The organism is Caenimonas sedimenti (genome assembly GCF_007833165.1).
In the GTDB taxonomy this organism is placed as follows: Bacteria; Pseudomonadota; Gammaproteobacteria; order Burkholderiales; family Burkholderiaceae_C; genus Ramlibacter; species Ramlibacter sedimenti.
This window is the reverse complement of sequence record NZ_VOBQ01000004.1, coordinates 503,778-526,194: the sequence shown is the minus strand read 5'-3', so window position 1 is coordinate 526,194 and position 22,417 is coordinate 503,778. Positions and strand designations below refer to the sequence as shown.

Sequence of the window (22,417 nt, the reverse complement as noted above, 5' to 3'; positions counted from 1 at the left end):
CCGGTCAGCGGTCCCAGCGGCGGATCACCCGCCCGTCGGAACGCGAAACGAGGTAGTAGTCCGACCCGATCCGCACCCACTGGCGGTTCGCGCCGGGGTTGTTCAGCCCGCGTGCACGCCAGTCCTGCGCGTACCGGTTCGAGCGGTATTCACGCGGCACCACCGACCCCAGGCCCAGCCACTCGCCGTAGTTGCGGTAGCGCTGCTCGGCACCCGGGTTGGCACGCTGCTCGATCTGGCCGTTGAACTGGGCGCCGGACTCGGGCGGGTGCGCGCCGTACCCCGGGTACATCTGGATGCCCGTGTGGTTTTCGGCGGAGCCGCCGTTGGCGGAGCCCGGATCGGTCTGGCCCGACGCCGGGACGGCGGCGAGCGACGCTGCGGCAGCGGCGATGGCGAAGGCAATGGCTTGAGTTCTCATGGCGAGCTCCTTTGAGGCTATATGCCATTGGATGCTGCGCCCGCAAGGTGCAGTGAGGGACAAGACCCGCAAAGCTTGTGCAAACTCTTCCCGACCGCTGTAACAGGAAAGTTAGCTCGACCGCAGGCCGAGCCCGGCCCCGGGATCAGCCCGGCGATGCCGCCTGCACGCGCAGGACGCGGATCATGCGGCGGGCCGCGATCCGGCCTTCGTAGTAGCCCGGCACGACCAGCGTCTCGCTGAAGCCCAGCGATTCGTAGAAGGCCTTGGCCCCCACGTTGTCCGCGCGCAGTTCCAGGTGGATGGAGGCGATGCCGGCGACCTGGGCCGACTCCACGAGCCATTCGACCAGCGCCCGCCCGATGCCGCCGCGCTGCAGTGGAGCGCTGACGCCCAGCAGAACGAGGTGCGCACGCTCGTCACCGAACTGCATGATGGCGAAGCCCTGCACCCCATCGGCGCCGACCGCCGCCAGCGCCGTGTGCTCGCGCGAGGCGATCAGGCGGGCCATGCGGTGCTCGGTATAGCGCGGAGGCAGGCCCGCCTCGATGAGGGACCGGGTCATGGCCGCCATGGCCGGCGCATCGGAAGCGCGAGCCAGGCGGAAGGTCACGGCATCGGTAGCCATCGTGCATTGTGCCGCGCACACGTAGAATTCGCCACACCTTCCGGAAGCGTGGGAGAGTGGTTTAATCCAGCGGTCTTGAAAACCGCCGAGGCTTCGCGGCCTCCGTGAGTTCGAATCTCACCGCTTCCGCCAGGGGACGCAGACTTTGCCGTTCAGGCGTCGAGCATCCCCTTGCGCTCGATGAACGCCACCACTTCGTCCAGCCCCTGCTTCGTCTTCAGGTTGGTCATCACGAAAGGCTTGTCCTTGCGCATGCGCTTCGTGTCCGCTTCCATCACGCCTAGGTCCGCGCCGACGTAAGGCGCCAGATCGGTCTTGTTGATGACGAACAGGTCGCTCTTGGTGATGCCTGGCCCGCCCTTGCGCGGGATCTTCTCGCCCGCCGCCACGTCGATCACGTAGATGGTGAGGTCGCTCAGCTCGGGGCTGAAGGTGGCCGCGAGGTTGTCGCCGCCGGATTCGACGAACACCACATCGGCGTCCGGGAATTCACCCAGCATGCGGTCGATGGCTTCGAGGTTGATCGACGCGTCCTCGCGGATGGCGGTGTGCGGGCAGCCGCCGGTCTCCACACCCAGGATCCGCTCGGCCGGCAGGGCGCCGCTCACCGTCAGGATGCGCTGGTCCTCCTTGGTGTAGATGTCGTTGGTGATGGCGACCAGGTCGTAGCGACCGCGCATCGCCTTGCACAGCATCTCCAGCAGCGTGGTCTTGCCGGAGCCGACCGGGCCGCCGATGCCCACGCGCAGCGGCGGCAGTCTCTTGGTGCGGTTGGCGATGTGGTGCAGTGTGGAGCTCATGAGCGGAACAATCGGGAGTATTGGGTCTCGTGCTGTGCCGACAGGATGGCCAGCATCGGGGTGAAGGCCTGGCGCTCTTCCATGCCCAGCGCCAGCGCGTGGTCGACCGCCAGCGGCACTTCGGCGGCCAGGCGGCCCAGGATGCGTTGCCCGGCGCTCTGCCCCAGCGGCACCGCCTTGATGGCGGATTGCATCATGTTCTCGCCCCACCCGAAGGCAAAGGCCAGCAAGACGTGCCGCACCGGCGCGCCGGAGGCGGCCGCAGTCATGGCGAAAGCCACGGGATAGGTGAAGGTGTCCGCGCGGGCCATGCCGGCCAGGAGTTCAGGCCGCACAGCCCGCGCCCACTCGACGAGCGAGCGGCCCATCTGCTCCGTCTGCTGGCGCAGCTCGCTGGTCTCGCGGGTGGTGCGCACCCAGTCGTCCAACGCCGCCAGCGTCGGCATGTCCACGGCGCGCCAAGCCTCCACCGCCTGCGCGAGCACGGGCAGGTCGGCACGGGCCAGCGCCAGGTGCAGCTGGTCGGCGATCCAGTTCGCGGCGGAGTTTTCGTCGTGCACCAGGCCGGCTTCGACGGCCGCCTCGATGCCCTCGGAATAGGAGAAGCCACCCACCGGCAAGGCGGGCGACGCCAGCCAGATCAGCTGCAGCAGCGCCGCGTCAGTGGTCGTGGTGGGCGTGTCCATGGGCGCCATGGCCATGCGCGTGCCCGTGCGAGTCGTGCGACGCGTACGCGCCGCCCTCCGGCTCGAACGCCGCCTGCGCTTCGTTCACGATCAGGTGCATCGCACGCAGCATCTCCGCCAGCACGTGGTCGGGCTCGATCTTCAGGTGATCAGGCTTCAGCTCGATCGCGACATGGCGGTTGCCCAGGTGGTAGGCGGCGCGCAGCAGGTCGAACGGCGTGCCGTGCTCGCCGCAATGCGTGATCACCAGCACCGGCTGCGGCGCGGCGATCACCCGGATCACGGAGCCGTCCTCCGCCACCAGCACATCGCCGCCACGGACCACCGTGCCGCGCGGCAGGAACACGCCGAGCGCGCGGCCTTGGGAATCGGTGGCGTCGAAGCGGCTCTTCTGCCGCACGTCCCAATCGAGTTCGACCGTCGCCGCGCGCTTCAGCAGCACCGGCGCCAGTCCTTGCCCGGCAGGCAGGCGCTTGGAAACCTGCAGCATGAGGATGGCCTAGAAGAGGAAGTAGCGCTGCGCCATCGGCAGCACCTTGGCCGGCTCGCAGGTGAGCAAGACACCGTCCGCGCGCACCGCATAGGTCTGCGCGTCGATCTCCATCTTCGGCAGGTAGCTGTTGTGGATCAGGTGCTGCTTGCGGACTTGCCGGATGTTCTTGACGGCGCTCACCGTCTTGGCCAGGCCGTAGCGCTCCTTCAAGCCACCGGTCAGCCCGGCCTGCGACACGAAGGTGATCGAGCCGCGCGCCAGCGCGCCGCCGTAGCTGCCGAACATGGGGCGGTAGTGCACCGGTTGCGGCGTGGGGATCGAGGCATTCGGGTCCCCCATCGCCGCCATGGCGATGAAGCCGCCCTTCAGGATCAGCGCCGGCTTGACGCCGAAGAACGCCGGCTTCCAGATCACCAGGTCGGCCCACTTGCCGGCTTCGATGCTGCCGACTTCGTGCGAGATGCCGTGCGCGATGGCGGGGTTGATCGTGTACTTGGCGATGTAGCGCTTGGCGCGGAAGTTGTCGTTCTGCGCGCCGTCCTCAGGGAGCGCGCCGCGCTGCACCTTCATCTTGTGCGCGGTCTGCCAAGTGCGCAGGATCACTTCGCCCACGCGGCCCATGGCCTGCGAGTCGCTGGACATCATGCTGATCGCGCCCAGGTCGTGCAGGATGTCTTCGGCCGCGATGGTTTCCTTGCGGATGCGGCTTTCGGCGAAGGCCAGGTCTTCCGGGATGGCCGGGTCGAGGTGGTGGCACACCATCAGCATGTCCACGTGCTCGTCCAGCGTGTTCACCGTGTACGGCATCGTTGGGTTGGTGGACGAAGGCAGGAAGTTCGCCTCCCCCACCACGCGCAGGATGTCCGGGGCGTGGCCGCCGCCCGCGCCCTCGGTGTGAAACGCGCAGAGCCCACGGCCCTTGGTCGCGGCGATGGTGTTCTCGACGAAGCCGGATTCGTTCAGCGTGTCGGAGTGGATCGCGACCTGCGTGTCGGTCGCATCGGCCACATCCAGGCAGTTGCTGATGGCGGCGGGCGTCGTTCCCCAGTCTTCGTGCAGCTTCAGGCCGATCACACCCGCGTCGATCTGTTCGTGCAGCGCGGCCGGCAGGCTGGCGTTGCCTTTGCCGAGGAAACCCAGGTTCATCGGGAACGCGTCGGCTGCCTGCAGCATGCGTTCGATGTTCCAGGGCCCCGGCGTGCAGGTGGTGGCGAAGGTGCCGGTGGCGGGGCCGGTACCGCCGCCGAGCATGGTGGTGATGCCTGCGGCGAGCGCCTCCTCGATCTGCTGCGGGCAGATGAAGTGGATGTGGCTGTCGATGCCGCCGGCGGTGACGATGGCGCCTTCGCAGCTGATGATCTCGGTGCCCGGGCCGATGACGATGTCCACGCCGGGTTGCGTGTCGGGGTTGCCGGCCTTGCCGATGGCGGCGATGCGGCCGTCCTTCAGGCCGATGTCGGCCTTGACGATGCCCCAGTGGTCCACGATCAGCGCATTGGTCAGCACCGTGTCCACAGTGCCCTCGGCGCGCGTGCGCTGCGACTGCGCCATGCCGTCGCGGATCGTCTTGCCGCCGCCGAACTTCACTTCCTCGCCGTACCCGCCCGCGCGCAGCGTGTAGTCGTCCTCGACCTCGATCACCAGTTCGGTGTCGGCCAGCCGCACGCGGTCGCCCTTGGTGGGACCGAACATTTCCGCATAGGCGCGGCGGGGGATCGTGGCCATGTTCTAGATGTTCCCTTGCACCAGGCCGCGGAAGCCGTAGATCTTGCGGTCGCCGGCGTAGTCCACCAGTTCCACCGTGCGCTGCTGGCCCGGTTCGAACCGCACGGCGGTGCCCGACGCGATGTTCAGCCGCATGCCGTGCGCCGCCGTGCGATCGAACTGCAATGCGCCGTTGGTCTCGGCGAAGTGATAGTGCGAGCCGACCTGAATCGGCCGGTCCGCGGTGTTCTGCACCACCACCGTCGCCGTGCGGCGGCCGGGGTTCAGCGTGTGGTCACCGGCCGCGGGAAGCAATTCTCCGGGGATCACGGCTCAGTCCCCGCGCGAGAACCAGATCGCCACTGCCGCGAGCGCCGCGACCATCACGAAGCCCCAGGTGTCGGTGGCGTGCCAGTGCCACTCCGTGCTGGCGCCGTGGCCGCCGTGGGCATGCGCCGACGCGGTGGCCGCGCTGAAGAGGGCGAGGGTCAGGTTGCGGAGTGACATGAAGTCTTTCTCGGGAGGTTCAGACGATCGGCTGGTGCACGGTGACCAGCTTGGTCCCGTCCGGGAAGGTGGCCTCGACCTGGATCTCGGGGATCATCTCGGCGACCCCGTCCATCACGTCGGCGCGAGTCAGCACGGACCGCCCTTCGCTCATCAGCTGCGCCACGGTCTTGCCGTCCCGCGCGCCTTCCATGACGGCGGCGGAGATCAACGCCAGCGCCTCCGGGTAGTTGAGCCTGAGCCCGCGGCCCTTGCGGCGTTCCGCCAGCAGGGCGGCGGTGAACAGCAGCAGCTTGTCTTTCTCGCGGGGCGTGAGTTCCATGGCGTGGCGGATTTGTAACGGGCCATCTTAGTGCATGGCCTTCATCGCCCGATACGCCAGAAGGCGGATGGACAAACCGGCCGTGGCACGGAACCTGCGATTTCCCGGGGTGAGCCAAATCATCCCGATCGTGCCCATTCCCACCGAAGGCGCGCCCCAGCGCGTGGTGAAGGTGCGCCGGGATTACAACAACTGGGTCGCCAGCGAGACGATGGAGGACTACGCGCTGCGTTTCGCGCCGCAGCGCTTCCGCAAATGGTCGCCGTTCCGCGTCGCCAACACCGCCTTCGGCGCCGCCTCGTTCCTGATCCTGGAGGCCGTCGGCGCCACCCTGCTGGTGCAGTACGGCTTCATGAACGCCTTCTGGGCGATCCTCGTCACGGGGCTGATCATCTTCGTGGCCGGCCTGCCGATCAGCATCTACGCCGCCCGCTACGGGGTCGACATGGACCTGCTGACGCGCGGCGCCGGCTTCGGCTACATCGGCTCCACGTTGACGTCGCTGATCTACGCGTCGTTCACCTTCATCTTCTTCGCGCTGGAAGCGGCCGTCATGGCCTACGCGCTGGAACTGGCGCTGGGCATCCCCCCGAGCTGGGGCTACCTGATCTGCGCCCTGGCGGTGATCCCGCTCGTGACGCACGGCGTGTCGGCCATCAGCCGCTTGCAGGCCTGGACCCAGCCGATCTGGCTGGTGATGCTCGTGGTGCCTTTTGCCTATGTGCTGGCGCGCGATCCTGGTGCATTCAGTGGAATCACGCACTATGCCGGTGATAAGTCGGTGGGCGGCGGCTTTGAATTGCACCTGTTCGGTGCAGCCTTGACCGTGGGCATCGCGCTGATCACGCAGATGGGCGAACAGGCCGACTACCTGCGCTTCATGCCGGCGCAGACCCGGCACAACCGCCGCGCCTGGTGGATGGGCGTCCTGGTCGGCGGCCCCGGCTGGGTCGTCCTGGGCGTGATCAAGATGCTGGGCGGCGCCTGCCTGGCCTACCTGGCCATCAAGCACATGGTGCCGACCGACCGCGCGGTCGACCCGAACCAGATGTACCTGGCGGCCTACGAGTACGTGTTCCCCAACTACGGGTGGGCGGTGGCGGCCACCGCGTTGTTCGTCGTGATCTCGCAGCTGAAGATCAACGTCACCAACGCCTATGCGGGTTCGCTCGCCTGGTCCAACTTCTTCTCGCGCGTCACGCACAGCCATCCGGGCCGGGTGGTCTGGGTCGTGTTCAACACGCTCATCGCCTTCATGCTGATGGAGATGAATGTGTTCCAGGCCCTCGGGGAGGTGCTGGGCCTGTACTCCAACATCGCCATCGCCTGGATCATGGCCGTCGTGGCCGACCTCGTGGTGAACAAGCCGCTGGGCCTGTCGCCCAAGGGCATCGAATTCAAGCGCGCCTACCTGTACGACATCAATCCGGTCGGCGTCGGCGCGATGGCGCTGGCGTCGCTGCTCTCGATCGTGGCCTACCTGGGGGTGTTCGGTCCGCTGGCGCAAGCGTTCTCGGCCCTCATCGCCATGGGCGTCGCCTTCGTCGCCGCGCCGGCCATCGCGTGGGCCACCAAAGGCCGCTACTACATCGCGCGTCAGCCGGACGAGGCGGTGCACCCCACCGCGCTGAAGCGCTGCGTCATCTGCGAACGCGAATACGAGGGCCCGGACATGGCCCATTGCCCGGCCTACCAGGGCGCCATCTGTTCCCTCTGTTGCACGCTCGATGCGCGCTGCGGCGACCTCTGCAAACCGGAGGCGAGCCTGTCCGCGCAATGGTCCGCCACGCTGCGCTGGTTGTTGCCGAAGCGCATCTGGCCCTACCTGGACACCGGCCTCGGCCACTTCCTGCTGCTGATGCTGGTGGTGGCACCGCTGCTCGGCGCCTTGATCGGCTTGCTGTATCACCAGGAGACCCAGGGCGCGGCGCAGCTGCCCGAGTTCGCGGCGATGACCCAGAGTGCCTTGCGGGCGACGTTCCTGAAGGCCTATATGGCCTTGCTGGTGGTGGCGGGCATCGTGGCCTGGTGGCTGGTGCTGGCGCACAAGAGCCGGCAGGTGGCGCAGGAGGAATCGAACCGCCAGGCCCACCTGCTGATGCGCGAGATCGATTCGCACCGCCAGACCGACGAAGCGCTGCAGAAGGCGCGCATCCTGGCCGAGGCCGCCAAGCAGGCCGCGGAGCAGGCCAACCACGCCAAGAGCCGCTACATCAGCGCCATCAGCCACGAGCTGCGCACGCCGCTCAACAGCATCCTGGGCTATGCGCAGCTGATGGGCGAAGACGCCTCGATGCCGGGCCACCGCAAGCACGCCATCAACGTCATCAAGCGCGGCGGCGAACACCTGCTGTCGCTGATCGAAGGCACGCTGGACATCGCCCGCATCGAATCCGGCAAGCTCACGTTGAACGTGAAGCCGATGCGCTTTGCCGATTGCGTGGAGGAGATGGCGAGCCTGTTCGAGCTGCAGGCGTCCGCCAAGGGCCTGTCCTTTCGCTTCGAGGCCAGCGGCGCGGTGCCGGACGTGGTGCGTGCGGACGAAAAGCGCGTGCGGCAGATCCTGATCAACCTGCTCGGCAACGCGATCAAGTTCACGTCCGCGGGCCAGGTGATCTTCCGCGTCCGGTATGCGCGCGAAATGGCGCTGATCGACATCGAGGACACCGGCCCCGGCATGACCACGGAAGAACTGGACCAGATCTTCGAACCCTTCGCGCGCGGCAACACGGCCAGCCACTCGGCGCCCGGCGCCGGCCTGGGCCTCACCATCGCCAAGATGCTCACGGACCTGATGGGCGGCCAGCTGAGCGCGACCAGCACGCCGGGCCGCGGCTCGGTGTTCCGGGTCCACCTGTTCCTGCCCGAAGTCCACGCCGCTTCGGTGCCCAAAGCGCGCGCGCAACCTGTGCGCCGCGCCTATGCCGGTGCGCGCCGCAAGGTGCTGGTGGTCGACAACGAGGAAGCCGACCGCGAGCTGCTGGTGCACCTGTTGGAGCCCCTCGGCTTCGAGCTGCGCACCGCGGCCAGCGGCCACGATGCACTGGACCTCCTGGCGGCTGGCCTGCAACCGGACGCGATCCTGATGGACCTCGCGATGCCCGGCATCGATGGCTGGGAGACCATCCGCCGGGTGCGCCGGCTGGACGGCGTGGAGGCTCGCATCGCCGTGGTTTCAGCCAACGCCTTCGACAAGGGTCTGGAGAACGACGCCGGCATCCGCACCGAAGACTTCATCCTCAAGCCGGTGCGCCATAGCGAACTGCTGGATTGGCTGGAACGGCAGCTCGGCCTGCAATGGCTGGAGGAGGCACCCTTGCCGGCGCCATCCGAACCGGCGGCCTGGGTGTGGCCGCGTCCCGACCTGCTGGCGCCTTTGCAGCAAGCCGTGCAACTGGGCTACTACCGCGGCATCCTGCACCAGCTCGACGCCATCGACAATGCGCAAGCCGAGTGCGGCGCATTCACCGCCGCCATGCGCGAGCTGGCGCGGCAATTCCAGTTCGAGGCGATCGGCCGCGAGCTGGCCCGCGCATCAATGCCCACGCTGGAAGGAACCGACCGATGAACGCGACGCGGGACCCCACGGGAACCGGCACCCCGGCCTGGGGCGCGGCGCTCGACCGCGCCAACAGCGATGTGGTGCTGATCGTCGATGACGTGCCCGACAACCTCTCGGTGCTGCACGACGCGCTCGATGAATCCGGCTACACCGTGCTGGTGGCCACCAGCGGCGAAGCCGCCCTGCTGCGCGCCGCGCAGGCCCTGCCCGACATCGTGCTGCTGGACGCCATGATGCCCGGCATGGACGGCTTCGAAGTGGCCAAGCGCCTGAAGGCCGGCCGCGAGACCGCGCAGATTCCCATCATCTTCATGACAGGCCTGACCGACACCGAACACCTGGTGGCCGCGCTGGAGGCGGGCGGCGTCGACTACGTCACCAAGCCGATCAAACCCAAGGAAGTGATGGCGCGCATGGGGGTGCACTTGCAGAGCGCGCGCCTCGCGCGGCAGACGCGCAATGCGCTCGACGCTTTCGGCTACGCCAGCATCGCCGTGCGCGTGAGCGACGGCAAGCTGATGTGGCAGACGCCGCTGGCGCGCGACCTGCTGAAGGCCTACTACGGCACCTCGGCGCCCGAAACACCCGCGGCCATCCTCACCTGGCTGCGGCGTCACCTGAACGACGCGGAACGCAACATCGAGCCGCCGAAGCTGTCGGCCGAACTCGGGGCGCGCCGGCTCAGCATCCGTCTGCACCGGCAGACCGGCGACGACGACTGGCTGATCGTGATGCGCGAAGTGTCGGATGTCGCAATCATCGAGTCCATGAGCCTGGCCTTCAAGCTCACGGCGCGCGAGGCGGAGGTGCTTTACTGGGTGGTCAAGGGCAAGATCAACCGCGACATCGGCGACATCCTCGGCTCCAGCCCGGCCACGGTGAAGAAGCACCTGGAGCGCATCTTCGTGAAGCTGGGTGTGGAGACGCGCACTGCCGCCGCGGGGATGGCGATGAACCGGATCCGGCAGCTGCATCCGCATTTCGAAGGGTAGGCTTTTGGCTAGCGGATGCCGGGCGTGCGCCGCAACCATGACTCGCCCGGCCCCCGGTGCCGCGCCAACAGGCTGGCGCCGCTGATCAGCGCCGTGCCGGCCGCTACCGCCGTCCCCAGGCTCAGGGAGCGCGCCATGCTGCTGGCCAGTTCGGGCGTACGCGGCGCGGTCAGCTCCAGCCGGCGCCTCGTCATCCGGGCGCCCAGCTCCGGCAGCTGCTGAGGCAAAAGCCGCTCCGCGGCAGGCAGCAACAGCGTCTCTTCATCGGCGACGTGGTGCATGACGTGCCGCATCAGGGTGAAGAATGCGTCATCGAATTCCAGGTCCGTGACCAGCGTGTTGCGCAGCCGGGCGATCAGCCCGCGCATCTCGTCGTGCTCAGGCGTGCTCTTGCGCAGCACCTCGGTGTCGGCGACGAGCCGCAGGGCCGGATAGAAGATCTCCTCTTCCAGCTGCGCGTGGATCTCGATGGCCAGGCAGACATTGTCCGCGAGGCCCTTCTTCACCCGGGGCGAAGCGTCCATCTCGTACTGGTGGAACGCCATGAGCACATGGCTGTGGTCCAGCCGGATCATGTTGGTGATGCCAGGGGAGAGCTGGTGCAGCAGGGAAGTCATGGTGGGCTCCTGGGGTTCGCGGGTCCCTCCATTGGGGCCGGAACCGGCGGCAGGCCCTGTCGGACGGCATCGCCGGACATCCGGACAAGAAGCGGCGACTTGCGGCCCTGTTCCCCCGCCCCTCGCGCTCCGACAATTCCTTCGACTGAAAGGCACAAGAGCATGGAAAACTTCGAAACGGACTACCTGGTGATCGGCGCGGGCGCGATGGGCATGGCCTTCGCCGACTCGCTCTTCGACGAGCGCCCGGACGCGCACATCACGCTGGTGGACCGCCGCCATCGCCCGGGTGGCCACTGGAACGATGCCTACTCCTTCGTGCGGCTGCACCAGCCCTCGGCGTTCTACGGCGTGAACTCGCGCGAGCTTGCCACCGGCGCGGTGGACGAGGTGGGCACCAACCGCGGCCTGCACGAGATGGCTTCCGGCCAGGCCGTGCTGGACCATTTCGACCAGCTGCTGCGGCAGAAGCTGCTGGCTTCGGGCCGGGTGCGCTTCCTTTCGATGACGGAGCATGCGGGCATCGACGGGCAAGGGCGGCAGCTCCTCCGCTCGCTTCTCGACGGCGCGGAAATCGCCGTTTCCGTCCGCCGCAAGGTCGTGCATGCGACGCACACCGGCACCGAAGTGCCGGCCACGCATGCGCCACGCTACCAGGTGGCCGCGGGCATCCATTGCGTCCCGATCAATGCCCTGCCGCGCCTGGCCAGCCCTCACGCGCGCTACACCGTGGTGGGGTCGGGCAAGACGGGCATCGACGCCTGCCTGTGGCTGCTGCAGAACGGCACCGACCCGTCGCGCATCCGCTGGGTCATGCCGAACGACGCCTGGTTCCTGGACCGTGCCAACGTGCAGCCCGGCGCGGAGCATCTGCCCCGGTTCTTCGGGTCGCTGGCGGCGCAGTTCGAATGCGTGGCCGAAGCGGAGTCGCTGGATGACCTGTTCATGCGGCTGGAAAGCGCGGGCCAGCTGCTGCGTCTCGACCCTTCCGTCCGCCCCACCAAGTACCGCTGCGCAACCGTCACCACGCAGGAACTGGCGGAGCTCCGCCGGATCGGCAACATCCTGCGGATGGGGCGCGTGCGCTCCATCACCCCGGGCCAGCTGTCGTTGGACCAGGGAAAGGCCGATGTGCTGCCCGGCGAGCTGTTCATCGACTGCACGGCCTGCGGCATCCCGCTGCAGGCGCCGATCCCGGTGTTCGAGGATGACGCGGCGATCCACCTGCAGTACGTGCGCCAGTGCGGCCCGTCCTTCAGCGCTGCGTTCATCGCCGCCGTCGAAGCCCGGGTGGCGGGCGGTGCCGCGGAGAAGAACGCGATGTGCCGCCCGGTGCCGCATCCGCGCGACGAGGCGGGGTGGGTCACGATGCAGGCGATCACGCTGGCCAACCGGCAGGCCTGGGCGCGCCACCCGGGCCTGATGGATTGGCTGGAGAACAGCCGCCTGGACTACGCGACGCGCGCGCGGCACCAGCTGGCGCCGGAGGTGATGGAGCGGTACGTCCGCGCCGTGAAGGCGGCCGCTCCGCGCCTGCCGGCCCTCCTGGCCGCCTGCCGACCCGAATCCAGGGAGCGGGTGCCCGAGCCCGCCTGCTGAAACGCGGGTCCGCGCACGGCGGACCCGCCCGGCCGTACGCCATGCGACGTATTTCCGGAAGCTGAGCCGAATCCCAGAATCAAACCGTCCACATCGAGCCTCGAGGCGAGGTGAGGCGAGTTTCAGGTTTCTTTCCGGGGTTTTCCTTCAGCTTTCAGGAGCAAATGCAGATGCAACGTCGTTTCACCCTCAAGGCGCTCACCGCCGCGGTCGCACTGGCCGGCGCGGGCGTTTCCTTCGCCCAGTCGGGCGACACCATCAAGGTCGGCGTGCTGCACAGCCTGTCCGGCACCATGGCCATTTCCGAGACCGTCCTCAAGGACACGGTGCTCATGGCGATCGAAGAGATCAACGCCAAGGGCGGCGTGCTGGGCAAGAAGCTCGAGCCCGTGGTGGTCGATCCGGCCTCCAACTGGCCGCTGTTCGCCGAGAAGACCAAGCAGCTGCTCACGCAGGACAAGGTCGCCGTCATGTTCGGCTGCTGGACCAGTGTGTCGCGCAAGTCGGTGCTGCCGGTCGTCGAGGAACTGAACGGCCTGCTGTTCTACCCCGTGCAATACGAAGGTGAAGAGCTGTCCAAGAACGTGTTCTACACGGGTGCCGCGCCCAACCAGCAGGCCATCCCCGCCGTCGAATACCTGATGTCCAAGGAAGGCGGCGGCGCCAAGCGCTTCGTGCTGCTGGGCACCGACTACGTGTATCCCCGCACCACCAACAAGATCCTGCGCGCCTTCCTCAAGTCCAAGGGCGTGAAGGACAGCGACATCGACGAGAAGTACACCCCGTTCGGCCACAGCGACTACCAGACCATCGTCGCGGACGTGAAGAAGTTCTCCGCCGGTGGCAAGACCGCGGTGATCTCCACCATCAACGGCGACTCCAACGTGCCCTTCTACAAGGAACTGGGCAACGCCGGCCTGAAGGCCAAGGACGTCCCCGTCGTCGCCTTCTCGGTGGGCGAGGAAGAACTGCGCGGCGTGGACACCAAGCCGCTGGTGGGCCACCTGGCCGCCTGGAACTACTTCCAGTCCGTCAAGAACCCGACCAACGACGAGTTCGTGAAGAAGTGGGCCGCCTACGCCAAGGCCAAGGGCATCGCCGGCCACAAGGACAAGCCGCTCACCAACGATCCGATGGAAGCCACCTACATCGGCGTCTACATGTGGAAGCAGGCCGTCGAGAAGGCCAAGTCCACCGACGTCGACAAGGTCATCGCCGCCATGGCCGGCCAGACCTTCAAGGCACCGTCCGGCTTCACCGCCAAGATGGACGAGAAGAACCACCACCTGCACAAGCCCGTGTTCATCGGCGAAGTGAAGGCGGACGGCCAGTTCAACGTGGTCTGGAAGACGCCGGGCCCGGTGAAGGCCAAGCCCTGGTCGCCGTACATCGAAGGCAACGACAAGAAGAAAGACGAGCCGGACGGGAAGTCGAAGTCGTAAAGCCTTCCAGGCTGTCATTGCGGGCTTGACCCGCAATCCATGGTGGCATGCCCCCAATGGATGCCGGATCAAGTCCGGCATGACAGTTCGGAGGTGCTTGCGTGATGGGCGGCGTGCCGCCCATTGCACAGGTTCCTACATGCTGAAAACGATCCTCCTGCTGCTGGCGATGTGGGGCGCCACGGCCTCCCATGCACTCACCGCCGACGAAGCCAAGGCCATCGCCATCGGCGAAGCCGACGCACGCATCGAGGCGCTCACCAAGGCCGTCATCGCCGGCGACGACAAGACGGCCGCCTTCATCAAGGCGCTGTCGGAGGACGCCGTCAAGTCTTCCGGTGACAAGGTCTTCGTCATCCAGGATGGCAAGGGCTTCGACCCCGTCACCGGCGCCGAAGTGGCGCTGCCTGCCGATGCCGAAGATGTCATCAGCAACAACCGCATGCGTGGCGAACTCGACACCGCGCTCGCGGGCCTCAAGCTGTTCTCGAAGGACGACAAGCTGCGCGCCGAAGCCGTCGCCATCCTGCAGAAGGATGCCGACGAGTCCAAGCTTCCGCTGATCGAAAAGGCGCTCGCCACCGAGCAGAACCCGGCGATCAAGGCGCAACTCGAACTGGTGCGTGCCGCCGCCCTGCTGGCCAGCTCCGACAAGGCGAAGCGGCTCGATGCCGCCCGCGTGCTCACTTCCAGCCGTAGCCCCGCCACCAAGACCCTGCTGCTGGAGCGCATCGCCGCGGAGACCGAACCCGACGTGAAAGCCGCGCTGGCCGCCTCGTTGCGCGAAGTGGACGCCGGGCTGGCCTGGGGTGACCGCTTCGGCGCCATCTTCTCGGGCATCAGCCTGGGCTCCATCCTGCTGCTGGTGGCGCTGGGCCTAGCGATCACCTATGGCCTGATGGGCGTCATCAACATGGCGCACGGCGAGTTGATGATGATCGGCGCCTATGCCACCTATGTCGTGCAGGGCCTGTTCCGCCAGTACGCGCCCGGCGCCTTCGACTGGTACCTGGTCGCCGCCGTGCCCGTATCCTTCGCGGCCGCGGCCGCCATGGGCGCCATCCTCGAGCGCGGCGTCATCCGTTTCCTCTACGGCCGTCCGCTGGAAACGCTGCTGGCCACCTGGGGCATCAGCCTGATGCTGATGCAGCTGGTGCGCAGCGTCTTCGGCGCGCAGAACGTCGGCGTCGAGAACCCCAGCTGGATGAGTGGCGGCGTCGTGGTCATGGGCAACCTGCAACTGCCCTGGAACCGCATCATCATCATCGGCTTCGCCTTTGCCGTGCTGCTGGGCATGGGTTTCCTGATCTCGCGCACGCGGCTCGGGCTGTTCGTGCGCGGCGTCACCCAGAACCGGCCGATCGCGTCGTGCATGGGCGTGAACACCGCACGCGTCGACACCTACGCGTTCGCGCTCGGTTCCGGCATCGCCGGCCTGGCGGGTTGCGCGCTCAGCCAGATCGGCAACGTCGGGCCCGACCTGGGGCAGGCCTACATCGTCGACTCGTTCATGGTCGTCGTGCTGGGCGGCGTCGGGCAGCTGGCGGGCACCGTGTACGCCGCGCTCGGCCTGGGCATCCTCAACAAGTTCATCGAAGGCTGGGCCGGCGCGGTGCTGGCGAAGATCGCCGTGCTGGTGCTGATCGTGGTGTTCATCCAGAAACGCCCGCAAGGCCTGTTCGCGGTCAAGGGCCGCAGTGCGGAAGCATGACCATGGACCGCGCACCTGAATCGATCGTGCAGTCGCTGCAGTCCGGAGCCGGCATGAAACCCATGCCCGTGGTTCTGCCCCCGCGCGCCCGGGTGATGAGCCCGCGCGGCTGGACGGCGTTCCTGGTGGCCCTGGTCCTGGTGTGCGGCGTCGCGCCGCTGCTGAACCTGGTGGTCCCCCAAGGCAGCGTCTTCCACATGAGCGACTACGCGGTGGCGCTGGTCGGCAAGATCATGTGCTACGCCATCTGCGCGCTGGCCATGGACCTGATCTGGGGGTACACCGGCATCCTGTCGCTCGGCCACGGCCTCTTCTTCGCGCTCGGCGGCTATGCCATGGGCATGTACCTCATGCGCCAGATCGGCCGCGACGGCAACTACAAGAGCGACCTGCCGGATTTCATGGTCTTCCTGGACTGGAAAACGCTGCCCTGGCACTGGACCTTTTCCGACAGCTTCATCGCGACCTGCATCCTGATCGTCGCTGTGCCGGGCATCGTGGCCTTCATCTTCGGCTACTTCGCCTTCCGCTCCCGCATCAAGGGCGTCTATTTCTCCATCATCACGCAGGCGCTGACTTTCGCGGCGATGCTCCTGTTCTTCCGGAACGAGACGGGCTTCGGCGGCAACAACGGCTTCACGGACTTCAAGCGCATCCTCGGCATCGCCATCGCCACCCCGACCATGCGCATGACGCTGTTCGTGATGACCGGCCTCACGCTGCTCGGCTTCTTCCTGTTCGCCCGCTGGCTGGTCGCCAGCAAGTTCGGCCGGGTGCTGCAGGCGATCCGCGATGCAGAGTCGCGCGTCATGTTCTCGGGCTACAACCCCATCGGATTCAAGCTGACCATCTGGACCATTTCCGCCATCATGTGCGGCGTGGCCGGCGCGCTCTACGTGCCCCAGGTCGGCATCATCAACCCAGGCGAGATGAGCCCGGCGAACTCGATCGAGATCGCGATCTGGGCCGCGGTCGGCGGACGTGCCACGCTGATCGGCCCCATCATCGGCGCCTTCATCGTCAACGGCGCCAAGAGCTGGCTGACCGTCGCGGCGCCGGAGTACTGGCTGTACTTCCTGGGAATGCTGTTCATCGCCGTGACCTTGTTCCTGCCGAATGGCGTGGTCGGCCTGGCGAAGAAGCTGATGGGGAAGGCGTCATGACGCCCGACCTGATGGAAGAGGGCGCGCGCCGCGCGCAGGCGCTGCTGGCCGCGAAGCCGCAGGGCAAGACGGAATCGGGCGGCCGTGCCGCCGGCTTCTCCCGTCCGGTGGTGCACGGTGAGGTCGATGTCGCGCACGGCCGCATCCTGTACCTGGAGGACGTGAGCGTCAGCTTCGACGGCTTCAAGGCGATCAACAACCTGTCGCTGGACATCGCGCCCGGCGAACTGCGCTGCATCATCGGGCCCAACGGCGCCGGCAAGACGACGATGATGGACATCATCACGGGCAAGACGCGGCCGGATGCCGGCACCGTCTTCTTCGGCAGCACCATCGACCTGCTGCGCTACAAGGAAGCCGAGATCGCCGGCATGGGCATCGGGCGCAAGTTCCAGAAGCCCACCGTGTTCGAGCAGCTCACGGTGTTCGAGAACCTCGAACTGGCGCTCAAGACGGACAAGGGCGTGAAAGCCTCGATGTTCTTCCGGCTCGATTCGGGCGAAAGCGACCGGCTGGCGGAGATCCTGCAGACCATCCATCTGGCCGATGCGGTCGACCGGCTGGCCGGCACGCTCAGCCACGGCCAGAAGCAGTGGCTGGAGATCGGCATGCTGCTGATGCAGGACCCGAAGCTGCTGCTGCTGGACGAACCCGTGGCCGGCATGACGGACGAAGAAACAGCACGCACCGCCGAGCTTTTTCTCACGCTGAAGGGCCAGCATTCGCTGATGGTGGTGGAGCACGACATGAGCTTCATCAAGACCATCTCGGAAAAGGTCACGGTGCTGCACGAAGGCTCAGTGCTGGCGGAGGGCACCCTGGAGCAGGTTCAGAACGACGAGCGCGTCATCGAGGTCTACCTGGGCAGATGACATGCTGAGCATCAAGAACGTCAACCAGTACTACGGCGGCTCGCACATCCTGCGCGACGTCAGCGCCGAGGCGCATCTCGGCAAGGTCACGGTGGTCCTGGGCCGCAATGGCGTGGGCAAGACCACGCTGCTGAAGTCGCTGATGGGGCTGGTGCCCATCAAGACCGGCAGCATCGAATTCGACGGCAAGCCCATCCAGGGCGCCACGCCGTACCAGCGAGCCCGGGCCGGCATCGGTTTCGTGCCGCAGGGCCGGGAGATCTTCGCGCGGCTCACGGTGGAGGAAAACCTCCGCATGGGCCTCGCCTACAAATCGGGCAATACGCCCATTCCCGCCGAGCTCTTCGAGCTCTTTCCGGTGTTGAAGCAGATGATCAACCGGCGGGGCGGCGACCTGTCGGGCGGGCAGCAGCAGCAACTGGCGATCGCGCGTGCGCTTGCCGCCAAGCCGAAGCTGCTGGTGCTGGATGAGCCCACCGAGGGCATCCAGCCCAGCATCATCAAGGACATCGGCCGCGTCATCCGCATGCTGGCGGATCGCGGCGACATGGCGATCCTGCTGGTCGAGCAGTACTACGACTTCGCGCAGGAGCTGGCGGACGACTACCTGGTGATGGAGCGCGGTGTGGTCGTCGCGCGTGGCGCGGGCAAGGACATGGAAGCGCAGGGCGTGCGGCAGCTCGTCGCGATCTGACGACCGTCCACCCATGAAGAAGCCGGCCCGCAGGCCGGCTTTCCGTTGGTGCCGAGGCCTTTACTTCTGGGCCGGAGGCGTGACCGTTTCCAGCTCACGGATCAGGCCGCCGCCGGCGACGCTGCCTTCGATGTTGCCCGCGCCCATCACGCGCGCTTCGCAGGCCGCCTTGTCTTCGCCGCTGGTGAACACATTGCAGCGGGTCATGGCGTTGGCTTCCAGGCTGCCGGCCGTGTCCAGCACGCCGCGGCGCTTGTCGGCCTGGGCGTTGCGGGCCTCCTTCAGGCAGGTCTCGCGGTCCTGCTGGGTCGCGCCGCTGTTGCAAGCCTGCACTTCCTGCTGGTAGCTGCCGGAAGCGTCGATGCCGGTGGTGCCGGTGGCAACCTGGGCGGTGGCGGCCCCGACCGCCAGCAGGGCGATGGCGCCGAAGGAAATCAGGCTCTTGCGGGAATGTGCGGCCTTGTTCATGGGGTGGCTCCTTGCATTTCGGTGAATGCCTGAAGTCTGGGCGAGGGTCCGCGCGCTTGCTGCCGGAGGAGGGGTCGGCTTGGGCTCCGCTGGCCGCCCATGGCCGGGTAGGACGGCACCTTCCCGGCCTGCGCGGCCCAGGGGAATCCGTGAAAAATTGCTGCGAAAAGGCTAGAGAGCCCAGCCTCGGGGATCGTTCCCGCCCAGGTCCCAGGCGACGTCGCGCCAAGCCCGGCGGACGGATTTCAGCAGGCCGATCGCGGGCTCCACCAGGTCGGCCAGCACCCGCAAGGCCACCACCCGTGGCCCCGGGGCGGTGGCGCCCGCCGTCGGCGCGAGCGCGTGCGCGGCAATCACGTCACGAGCGGCCTCCAGCAGGCGGTCGCGGCGGGGCCGCGCGATGGGGGCGCCCGCCGTGAAGAACAGCGTGGCCAGGCAGCGGTGGCCCGCCAGGCCCAGCGGGCCGTCGAGCAATCGAGAGTCGGCGGCGGCGATCCGGCCGCGCTCCAGCCAGGCACCTTGCAGTTCCAGATGCTGCAACACCTCGCCCTGCACGAATGGTTGATTCGCCTGGGGCAAGCCGAGCGCGGCGATGTCCCAGCCCAGCAGCTCGGCGCCTGGCTCCAGGGCCAGCACCAGCCGGTTCTGCGCCAGGCAGCCGCTGTAGTAGAGGGCTTCCAGCGGCAACCATTCCACCCGCGAATCAGCCTGGCCGCGGATGTGCGCGCTTTGCACGGCCGGGCCGGCATCGCTGCGATAGAAGCGCGAGGCGCCCGGCGTGGTCACCAGCCCGTGGCTGCCCGGGCCGGCCGAGACGTCGATCTGCAAGGTGTCGCCGCCCACCAGCCCGCCCGGCGGGTGCACCAGGACGTTGTGGCAAACGGCATCGCCTTCCGGATACAGGCTTTGCAGGATGCGCAGCGGCCCGTCGTGCGCGAAGCGGGCGACGCTGCGGCCGTGCTCGGCCGTGTAGTCCAGCCGAAGTTGCGCGTGCCAGGTCAATGGTCCTGCGAGCCGCGGTGCGCCCAGGCGGTCGTGTGCTTTTCGATGTAGCTGAACAGCTCGTACATCGCCATGGCCATCACGCTGATCGCCACCAGCCCGGCGAAGGCCAGCGGCATCCGCTGCTGGCTGCCGGCCGTCTGGATCAGGTTGCCGATGCCTGAATCGCCGGCCGTCATCTCGGCCAGCACCGTACCGACGAAGGCCAGCGTGATGGCGATCTTGAGCGAGCCGTAGAAGTAGGGCATGGAGCGGGGCAGTCCCACCTTGACCAGCACGTCCCAGCGCTTCGCGCCGAGCACCCGCAGCACGTCCTCGAGTTCCGGCTCCAGGGTGGCCAGCCCGGTGGCGATGTTCACCATGATGGGGAAGAAGGAGATGAGGAAGGCGGTCAGGATGCCGGGTCCGACGCCGATGCCGAACCACACCACAAGGATCGGAACGATCGCGGCCTTGGGCACCGCGTTGAAACCCACCATCAGCGGATACACCGCCGCGTACGCCATCCGCGAGGAACCGATCAGGAAGCCCAGCATGACGCCGGCCACGATCGAGAGGCCGAAGCCCACCATCGTGACCCAGAAGGTCCCCCAGGCCGCCGCCAGCAAGGGGCCTTTGAACTCGGCGAACTGCTGCGCGATCTGCCAGGGGCTGGGGAAGATGAATTCCGGGATGCGCAGCGCCATGACGAAGATCTGCCAAAGCACCAGCAGGGCCGCGGCCAGCAGCAGCGGGGCCCAGCGTTCGAAATTGCGGTTGACCTTCATGGCGTCGCTCCGGCGGCGGCCAGCGTCGTCTTGCGCAACGCGCCGATGTGGCTGCGCAGGTCATGGACGATGTCGGTGAATTCCTTGGTGTACGTGATCTCGAGCTCGCGCGGGCGCGGCAGTTCGATGTCGCGCTTCACCACGAAGCGCCCCGGGCTCTTGCTCATGACGTAGACCTTGTCGGCCAGGAACACCGATTCGCGCAGGTCGTGGGTGACCAGGATCACGTTGAAGCGCTGCTCCGTCCAGAGATCACGCAGGATGCACCACAGCTCCTCGCGCGTGAAAGCGTCGAGCGCGCCGAACGGTTCGTCGAGGAGCAGCATCTTGGGTTCGTGGATCAGGGCGCGGCAGATGCTGGCGCGCTGCTGCATGCCACCCGACAGCTGCCAGGGAAACTTGTCCTCGTAGCCGCCCAGCCCGACCTTCTGCAGCAGCTTGCGCGCGCGCTCCACGTATTCCGGGCGCTTCGCCTTGAAGTTGCTGCGGTACGGCTCGACGATCTCGAGCGGCAGCAGCACGTTGTCCACCGTCGTGCGCCAGGGCAGCAGCGACGGCGCCTGGAAGGCCATGCCGGAGATCTTGAGCGGGCCGGTCACCGGCTGGCCATCGATCAGGATGCGGCCGCGCGACGGCATGCGCAGCCCGGTCGCCAGCTTCATGAACGTCGACTTGCCGCAGCCGGAGGGGCCGACGATGGCGATGAATTCGCCCTTGCCGACCTTCAGGTCGATGGCCTCGACGGCGAATTGGCCGGCGGCGTGCAACTCCTCGTTGTACGCCAGCCAGACATCCGAGAAGTCGATGAAAACGTCGCCGCTGGTCGCGGCGCCGGCCCCTTGCGTCTCCGTCACTTCTTGGCGGCGGGCAGGACGTTCAGCTCCGCCTTCGTCGGCAGGAAGCTGGCATTCCAGACCCCGTCCGGGTTCACTCGCGTCTTGGTGCCGAAGGCATCGGAAACCTGCGAAGCCATCAGCGCCAAACGGCCAGGCACGACCTGGCCGAAGCCTTCGGCACGCGCGTCGGGGCTGGCGATGACGGCATCGATCGACATGCGGAAGCGGCGCTTCTCGAGGTCGGTGTTGATGATGCCGTCGCGCTGCTTGACGAACTCGATCGCCGCGTCCGGATTCGCCATGGCTTCCTTGGCGCCCTTGGCGAAGGCGGTCAGGAAGGCCTTCACGGCCTGCGGGTTCTCGCGGATCATCTTGGGCGAGGCGATGATCACGTTGCCATAGAGCTTGACGCCGTGGTCGGGGTACGAGAGCGTCACGACTTCGTCCAGCTTCACGCCGCGCGCTTCCAGGTTCAGCAGCGAAGTGAACGAGAAGCCCGTGATCGCGTCGACGTCGCCGCGGGCCAGCATGGTTTCGCGCAGCGGCGGATCCATCGAGACCCAGGTCACGTTGCCGATGCCGTTGGCTTTCTGGAAGATCGGGAAGCCGCGCCGGCCGGCGTCGAACACCGGGGCGCCCAGCTTCTTGCCGGCCAGGTCGGCGGGCGTCTTGATGCCCGACTTCTTGAGGGCCATCACGGCGGCCGGGGTGTTGTTGTAGACCATCATCACGCCCACCGGCTTGTTCGGCGCGTCCGGGTTGTTGGCGTGGAATTCCATCAGGGCGGCCATGTCGGCGAAGCCCATGTCGTAGGTGCCCGTGGCCACGCGCTGCACGGCGGCGCCGGAGCCGCTGCCGGCGTCGACCGACACGTCGAGTTTGGCGTCCTTGAAGTAGCCCTTGGCCACCGGCAGCAGGAACAGGGCCGCCGGCCCTTCGAACCGCCAATCGAGCTGGAACTTGATCGGCGTGGTCTGCGCCTGCGCGCCAAAGCTGGCGGCCAGGGCGAAAGCGGTGGCGGTGGTCAGGAAGGCCCGTTTTTTCATGGAATGGCTCCGGAAGGCGGAAATTGAGACAAAGGGGTTCAAAGCAAATTCGATGCCGTCGAGCAGGCGCGCTGCCGAGCAGCAG

22 protein-coding genes, 1 tRNA gene and 1 pseudogene are annotated in these 22,417 nt (G+C 67.2%); 9 read left to right on the top strand and 15 right to left on the bottom strand.

Annotated features, from left to right (window positions below; translation table 11 throughout):
- Positions 1–4: 4 nt before the first annotated feature.
- Together FN976_RS07150 and FN976_RS07145 are read right to left on the bottom strand one after the other, a co-directional pair.
- Entirely contained in the window at positions 5–421 is a 417-nt protein-coding gene (locus FN976_RS07150; protein WP_145892290.1) for an RcnB family protein, read from the bottom strand.
- A gap of 145 nt (positions 422–566) precedes the next feature.
- Positions 567–1,049 carry a GNAT family N-acetyltransferase gene (locus FN976_RS07145; RefSeq protein WP_145892289.1) on the bottom strand — a complete coding sequence of 161 codons (483 nt, stop codon included), beginning with the start codon at positions 1,047–1,049 and terminating at the stop codon, positions 567–569.
- A gap of 42 nt (positions 1,050–1,091) precedes the next feature.
- Between FN976_RS07145 and FN976_RS07140 the strand changes: the two genes are divergently transcribed.
- A tRNA-Ser gene (locus tag FN976_RS07140) sits at positions 1,092–1,181 on the top strand.
- Positions 1,182–1,201: 20 nt separating this feature from the next.
- Here the strand turns inward: FN976_RS07140 and ureG are convergent.
- From ureG to FN976_RS07110, 7 genes and pseudogenes are all read right to left on the bottom strand, one after another.
- Positions 1,202–1,849 carry an urease accessory protein UreG gene (ureG, locus tag FN976_RS07135; protein ID WP_145892288.1) on the bottom strand — a complete coding sequence of 216 codons (648 nt, stop codon included), beginning with the start codon at positions 1,847–1,849 and terminating at the stop codon, positions 1,202–1,204.
- Positions 1,846–2,550 (bottom strand): urease accessory protein UreF, encoded by a 705-nt coding sequence (locus FN976_RS07130; protein ID WP_255440195.1) that lies wholly within the window; start codon positions 2,548–2,550, stop codon positions 1,846–1,848. Before FN976_RS07130 ends, ureG begins: the two co-directional genes overlap by 4 nt.
- A pseudogene (gene ureE / locus FN976_RS07125) lies at positions 2,513–3,025 on the bottom strand (urease accessory protein UreE); the annotation flags it as partial. The pseudogene ureE and the gene FN976_RS07130, both read right to left, overlap by 38 nt.
- Positions 3,026–3,034: 9 nt before the next feature.
- Entirely contained in the window at positions 3,035–4,753 is a 1,719-nt protein-coding gene (ureC, locus tag FN976_RS07120) for an urease subunit alpha (RefSeq protein ID WP_145892285.1), read from the bottom strand.
- A 3-nt stretch (positions 4,754–4,756) separates the two neighbouring features.
- Positions 4,757–5,062: an urease subunit beta gene (locus tag FN976_RS07115; protein WP_145892284.1), complete on the bottom strand. Its 306-nt coding sequence runs from the start codon at positions 5,060–5,062 to the stop codon at positions 4,757–4,759.
- Positions 5,063–5,065: 3 nt separating this feature from the next.
- Positions 5,066–5,239, bottom strand: a complete 174-nt coding sequence (locus FN976_RS28790; RefSeq protein WP_186510774.1) for a hypothetical protein — start codon at positions 5,237–5,239, stop codon at positions 5,066–5,068.
- Positions 5,240–5,258: 19 nt separating this feature from the next.
- Entirely contained in the window at positions 5,259–5,561 is a 303-nt protein-coding gene (locus FN976_RS07110) for an urease subunit gamma (protein WP_145892283.1), read from the bottom strand.
- Positions 5,562–5,628: 67 nt separating this feature from the next.
- On the opposite strand from FN976_RS07110, the gene FN976_RS07105 reads away from it, so the two are divergent.
- Positions 5,629–9,129 (top strand): hybrid sensor histidine kinase/response regulator, encoded by a 3,501-nt coding sequence (locus FN976_RS07105; protein ID WP_145892282.1) that lies wholly within the window; start codon positions 5,629–5,631, stop codon positions 9,127–9,129.
- Positions 9,126–10,115, top strand: coding sequence for a response regulator transcription factor (locus tag FN976_RS07100; protein WP_145892281.1), 990 nt, complete (start codon positions 9,126–9,128; stop codon positions 10,113–10,115). The genes FN976_RS07105 and FN976_RS07100 overlap by 4 nt, the downstream gene beginning before the upstream one ends.
- Before the next feature lie 8 nt (positions 10,116–10,123).
- Here FN976_RS07100 and FN976_RS07095 read toward each other — a convergent pair whose 3' ends face one another.
- Positions 10,124–10,732: a hemerythrin domain-containing protein gene (locus FN976_RS07095; protein WP_145892280.1), complete on the bottom strand. Its 609-nt coding sequence runs from the start codon at positions 10,730–10,732 to the stop codon at positions 10,124–10,126.
- Positions 10,733–10,894: 162 nt separating this feature from the next.
- Here FN976_RS07095 and FN976_RS07090 point away from each other — a divergent pair, with 162 nt between their 5' ends.
- The 6 genes from FN976_RS07090 (at position 10,895) to urtE (ending at position 18,213) form a co-directional block, all read left to right on the top strand.
- Complete coding sequence (locus tag FN976_RS07090; RefSeq protein ID WP_186510773.1) at positions 10,895–12,331, top strand: NAD(P)-binding protein; 1,437 nt, start codon at positions 10,895–10,897, stop codon at positions 12,329–12,331.
- Positions 12,332–12,501: 170 nt separating this feature from the next.
- Positions 12,502–13,773, top strand: a complete 1,272-nt coding sequence (gene urtA, locus FN976_RS07085; protein WP_145892278.1) for an urea ABC transporter substrate-binding protein — start codon at positions 12,502–12,504, stop codon at positions 13,771–13,773.
- A 139-nt stretch (positions 13,774–13,912) separates the two neighbouring features.
- Positions 13,913–15,484 (top strand): urea ABC transporter permease subunit UrtB, encoded by a 1,572-nt coding sequence (urtB, locus tag FN976_RS07080; protein ID WP_255440193.1) that lies wholly within the window; start codon positions 13,913–13,915, stop codon positions 15,482–15,484.
- A gap of 53 nt (positions 15,485–15,537) precedes the next feature.
- A complete protein-coding gene (gene urtC / locus FN976_RS07075) occupies positions 15,538–16,647 on the top strand; it encodes an urea ABC transporter permease subunit UrtC (protein ID WP_145892362.1) in 1,110 nt (369 codons plus the stop codon).
- Positions 16,644–17,519: an urea ABC transporter ATP-binding protein UrtD gene (gene urtD / locus FN976_RS07070; RefSeq protein ID WP_145892277.1), complete on the top strand. Its 876-nt coding sequence runs from the start codon at positions 16,644–16,646 to the stop codon at positions 17,517–17,519. The genes urtC and urtD overlap by 4 nt, the downstream gene beginning before the upstream one ends.
- 1 nt (position 17,520) lies before the next feature.
- A complete protein-coding gene (gene urtE / locus FN976_RS07065) occupies positions 17,521–18,213 on the top strand; it encodes an urea ABC transporter ATP-binding subunit UrtE (RefSeq protein ID WP_145892276.1) in 693 nt (230 codons plus the stop codon).
- Between the two features lie 60 nt (positions 18,214–18,273).
- Here the strand turns inward: urtE and FN976_RS07060 are convergent, their stop codons facing one another.
- The 5 genes from FN976_RS07060 to FN976_RS07040 form a co-directional block, all read right to left on the bottom strand.
- Complete coding sequence (locus tag FN976_RS07060) at positions 18,274–18,681, bottom strand: hypothetical protein (RefSeq protein WP_145892275.1); 408 nt, start codon at positions 18,679–18,681, stop codon at positions 18,274–18,276.
- A gap of 171 nt (positions 18,682–18,852) precedes the next feature.
- Positions 18,853–19,683, bottom strand: coding sequence for an urease accessory protein UreD (locus FN976_RS07055; protein ID WP_145892274.1), 831 nt, complete (start codon positions 19,681–19,683; stop codon positions 18,853–18,855).
- Positions 19,680–20,450 (bottom strand): ABC transporter permease, encoded by a 771-nt coding sequence (locus tag FN976_RS07050; RefSeq protein ID WP_145892273.1) that lies wholly within the window; start codon positions 20,448–20,450, stop codon positions 19,680–19,682. Before FN976_RS07050 ends, FN976_RS07055 begins: the two co-directional genes overlap by 4 nt.
- The gene (locus FN976_RS07045) at positions 20,447–21,304 is read right to left on the bottom strand and encodes an ABC transporter ATP-binding protein (RefSeq protein WP_145892272.1); all 858 of its coding nucleotides are present in this window, start codon (positions 21,302–21,304) and stop codon (positions 20,447–20,449) included. Before FN976_RS07045 ends, FN976_RS07050 begins: the two co-directional genes overlap by 4 nt.
- The gene (locus FN976_RS07040; protein WP_145892271.1) at positions 21,301–22,332 is read right to left on the bottom strand and encodes an ABC transporter substrate-binding protein; all 1,032 of its coding nucleotides are present in this window, start codon (positions 22,330–22,332) and stop codon (positions 21,301–21,303) included. The genes FN976_RS07045 and FN976_RS07040 overlap by 4 nt, the downstream gene beginning before the upstream one ends.
- Positions 22,333–22,417 lie beyond the last annotated feature (85 nt).

Coding starts and splice junctions, on each gene's coding strand:
- FN976_RS07150 (WP_145892290.1), bottom strand. CDS start 421: ATGAGAACTCAAGCCATTGCCTTCGCCATCGCCGCTGCCGCAGCGTCG.
- FN976_RS07145 (WP_145892289.1), bottom strand. CDS start 1,049: ATGGCTACCGATGCCGTGACCTTCCGCCTGGCTCGCGCTTCCGATGCG.
- ureG (WP_145892288.1), bottom strand. CDS start 1,849: ATGAGCTCCACACTGCACCACATCGCCAACCGCACCAAGAGACTGCCG.
- FN976_RS07130 (WP_255440195.1), bottom strand. CDS start 2,550: ATGGCCATGGCGCCCATGGACACGCCCACCACGACCACTGACGCGGCG.
- ureC (WP_145892285.1), bottom strand. CDS start 4,753: ATGGCCACGATCCCCCGCCGCGCCTATGCGGAAATGTTCGGTCCCACC.
- FN976_RS28790 (WP_186510774.1), bottom strand. CDS start 5,239: ATGTCACTCCGCAACCTGACCCTCGCCCTCTTCAGCGCGGCCACCGCG.
- FN976_RS07110 (WP_145892283.1), bottom strand. CDS start 5,561: ATGGAACTCACGCCCCGCGAGAAAGACAAGCTGCTGCTGTTCACCGCC.
- FN976_RS07105 (WP_145892282.1), top strand. CDS start 5,629: ATGGACAAACCGGCCGTGGCACGGAACCTGCGATTTCCCGGGGTGAGC.
- FN976_RS07100 (WP_145892281.1), top strand. CDS start 9,126: ATGAACGCGACGCGGGACCCCACGGGAACCGGCACCCCGGCCTGGGGC.
- FN976_RS07095 (WP_145892280.1), bottom strand. CDS start 10,732: ATGACTTCCCTGCTGCACCAGCTCTCCCCTGGCATCACCAACATGATC.
- FN976_RS07090 (WP_186510773.1), top strand. CDS start 10,895: ATGGAAAACTTCGAAACGGACTACCTGGTGATCGGCGCGGGCGCGATG.
- urtA (WP_145892278.1), top strand. CDS start 12,502: ATGCAACGTCGTTTCACCCTCAAGGCGCTCACCGCCGCGGTCGCACTG.
- urtB (WP_255440193.1), top strand. CDS start 13,913: ATGCTGAAAACGATCCTCCTGCTGCTGGCGATGTGGGGCGCCACGGCC.
- urtC (WP_145892362.1), top strand. CDS start 15,538: ATGAAACCCATGCCCGTGGTTCTGCCCCCGCGCGCCCGGGTGATGAGC.
- urtD (WP_145892277.1), top strand. CDS start 16,644: ATGACGCCCGACCTGATGGAAGAGGGCGCGCGCCGCGCGCAGGCGCTG.
- urtE (WP_145892276.1), top strand. CDS start 17,521: ATGCTGAGCATCAAGAACGTCAACCAGTACTACGGCGGCTCGCACATC.
- FN976_RS07060 (WP_145892275.1), bottom strand. CDS start 18,681: ATGAACAAGGCCGCACATTCCCGCAAGAGCCTGATTTCCTTCGGCGCC.
- FN976_RS07050 (WP_145892273.1), bottom strand. CDS start 20,450: ATGAAGGTCAACCGCAATTTCGAACGCTGGGCCCCGCTGCTGCTGGCC.
- FN976_RS07040 (WP_145892271.1), bottom strand. CDS start 22,332: ATGAAAAAACGGGCCTTCCTGACCACCGCCACCGCTTTCGCCCTGGCC.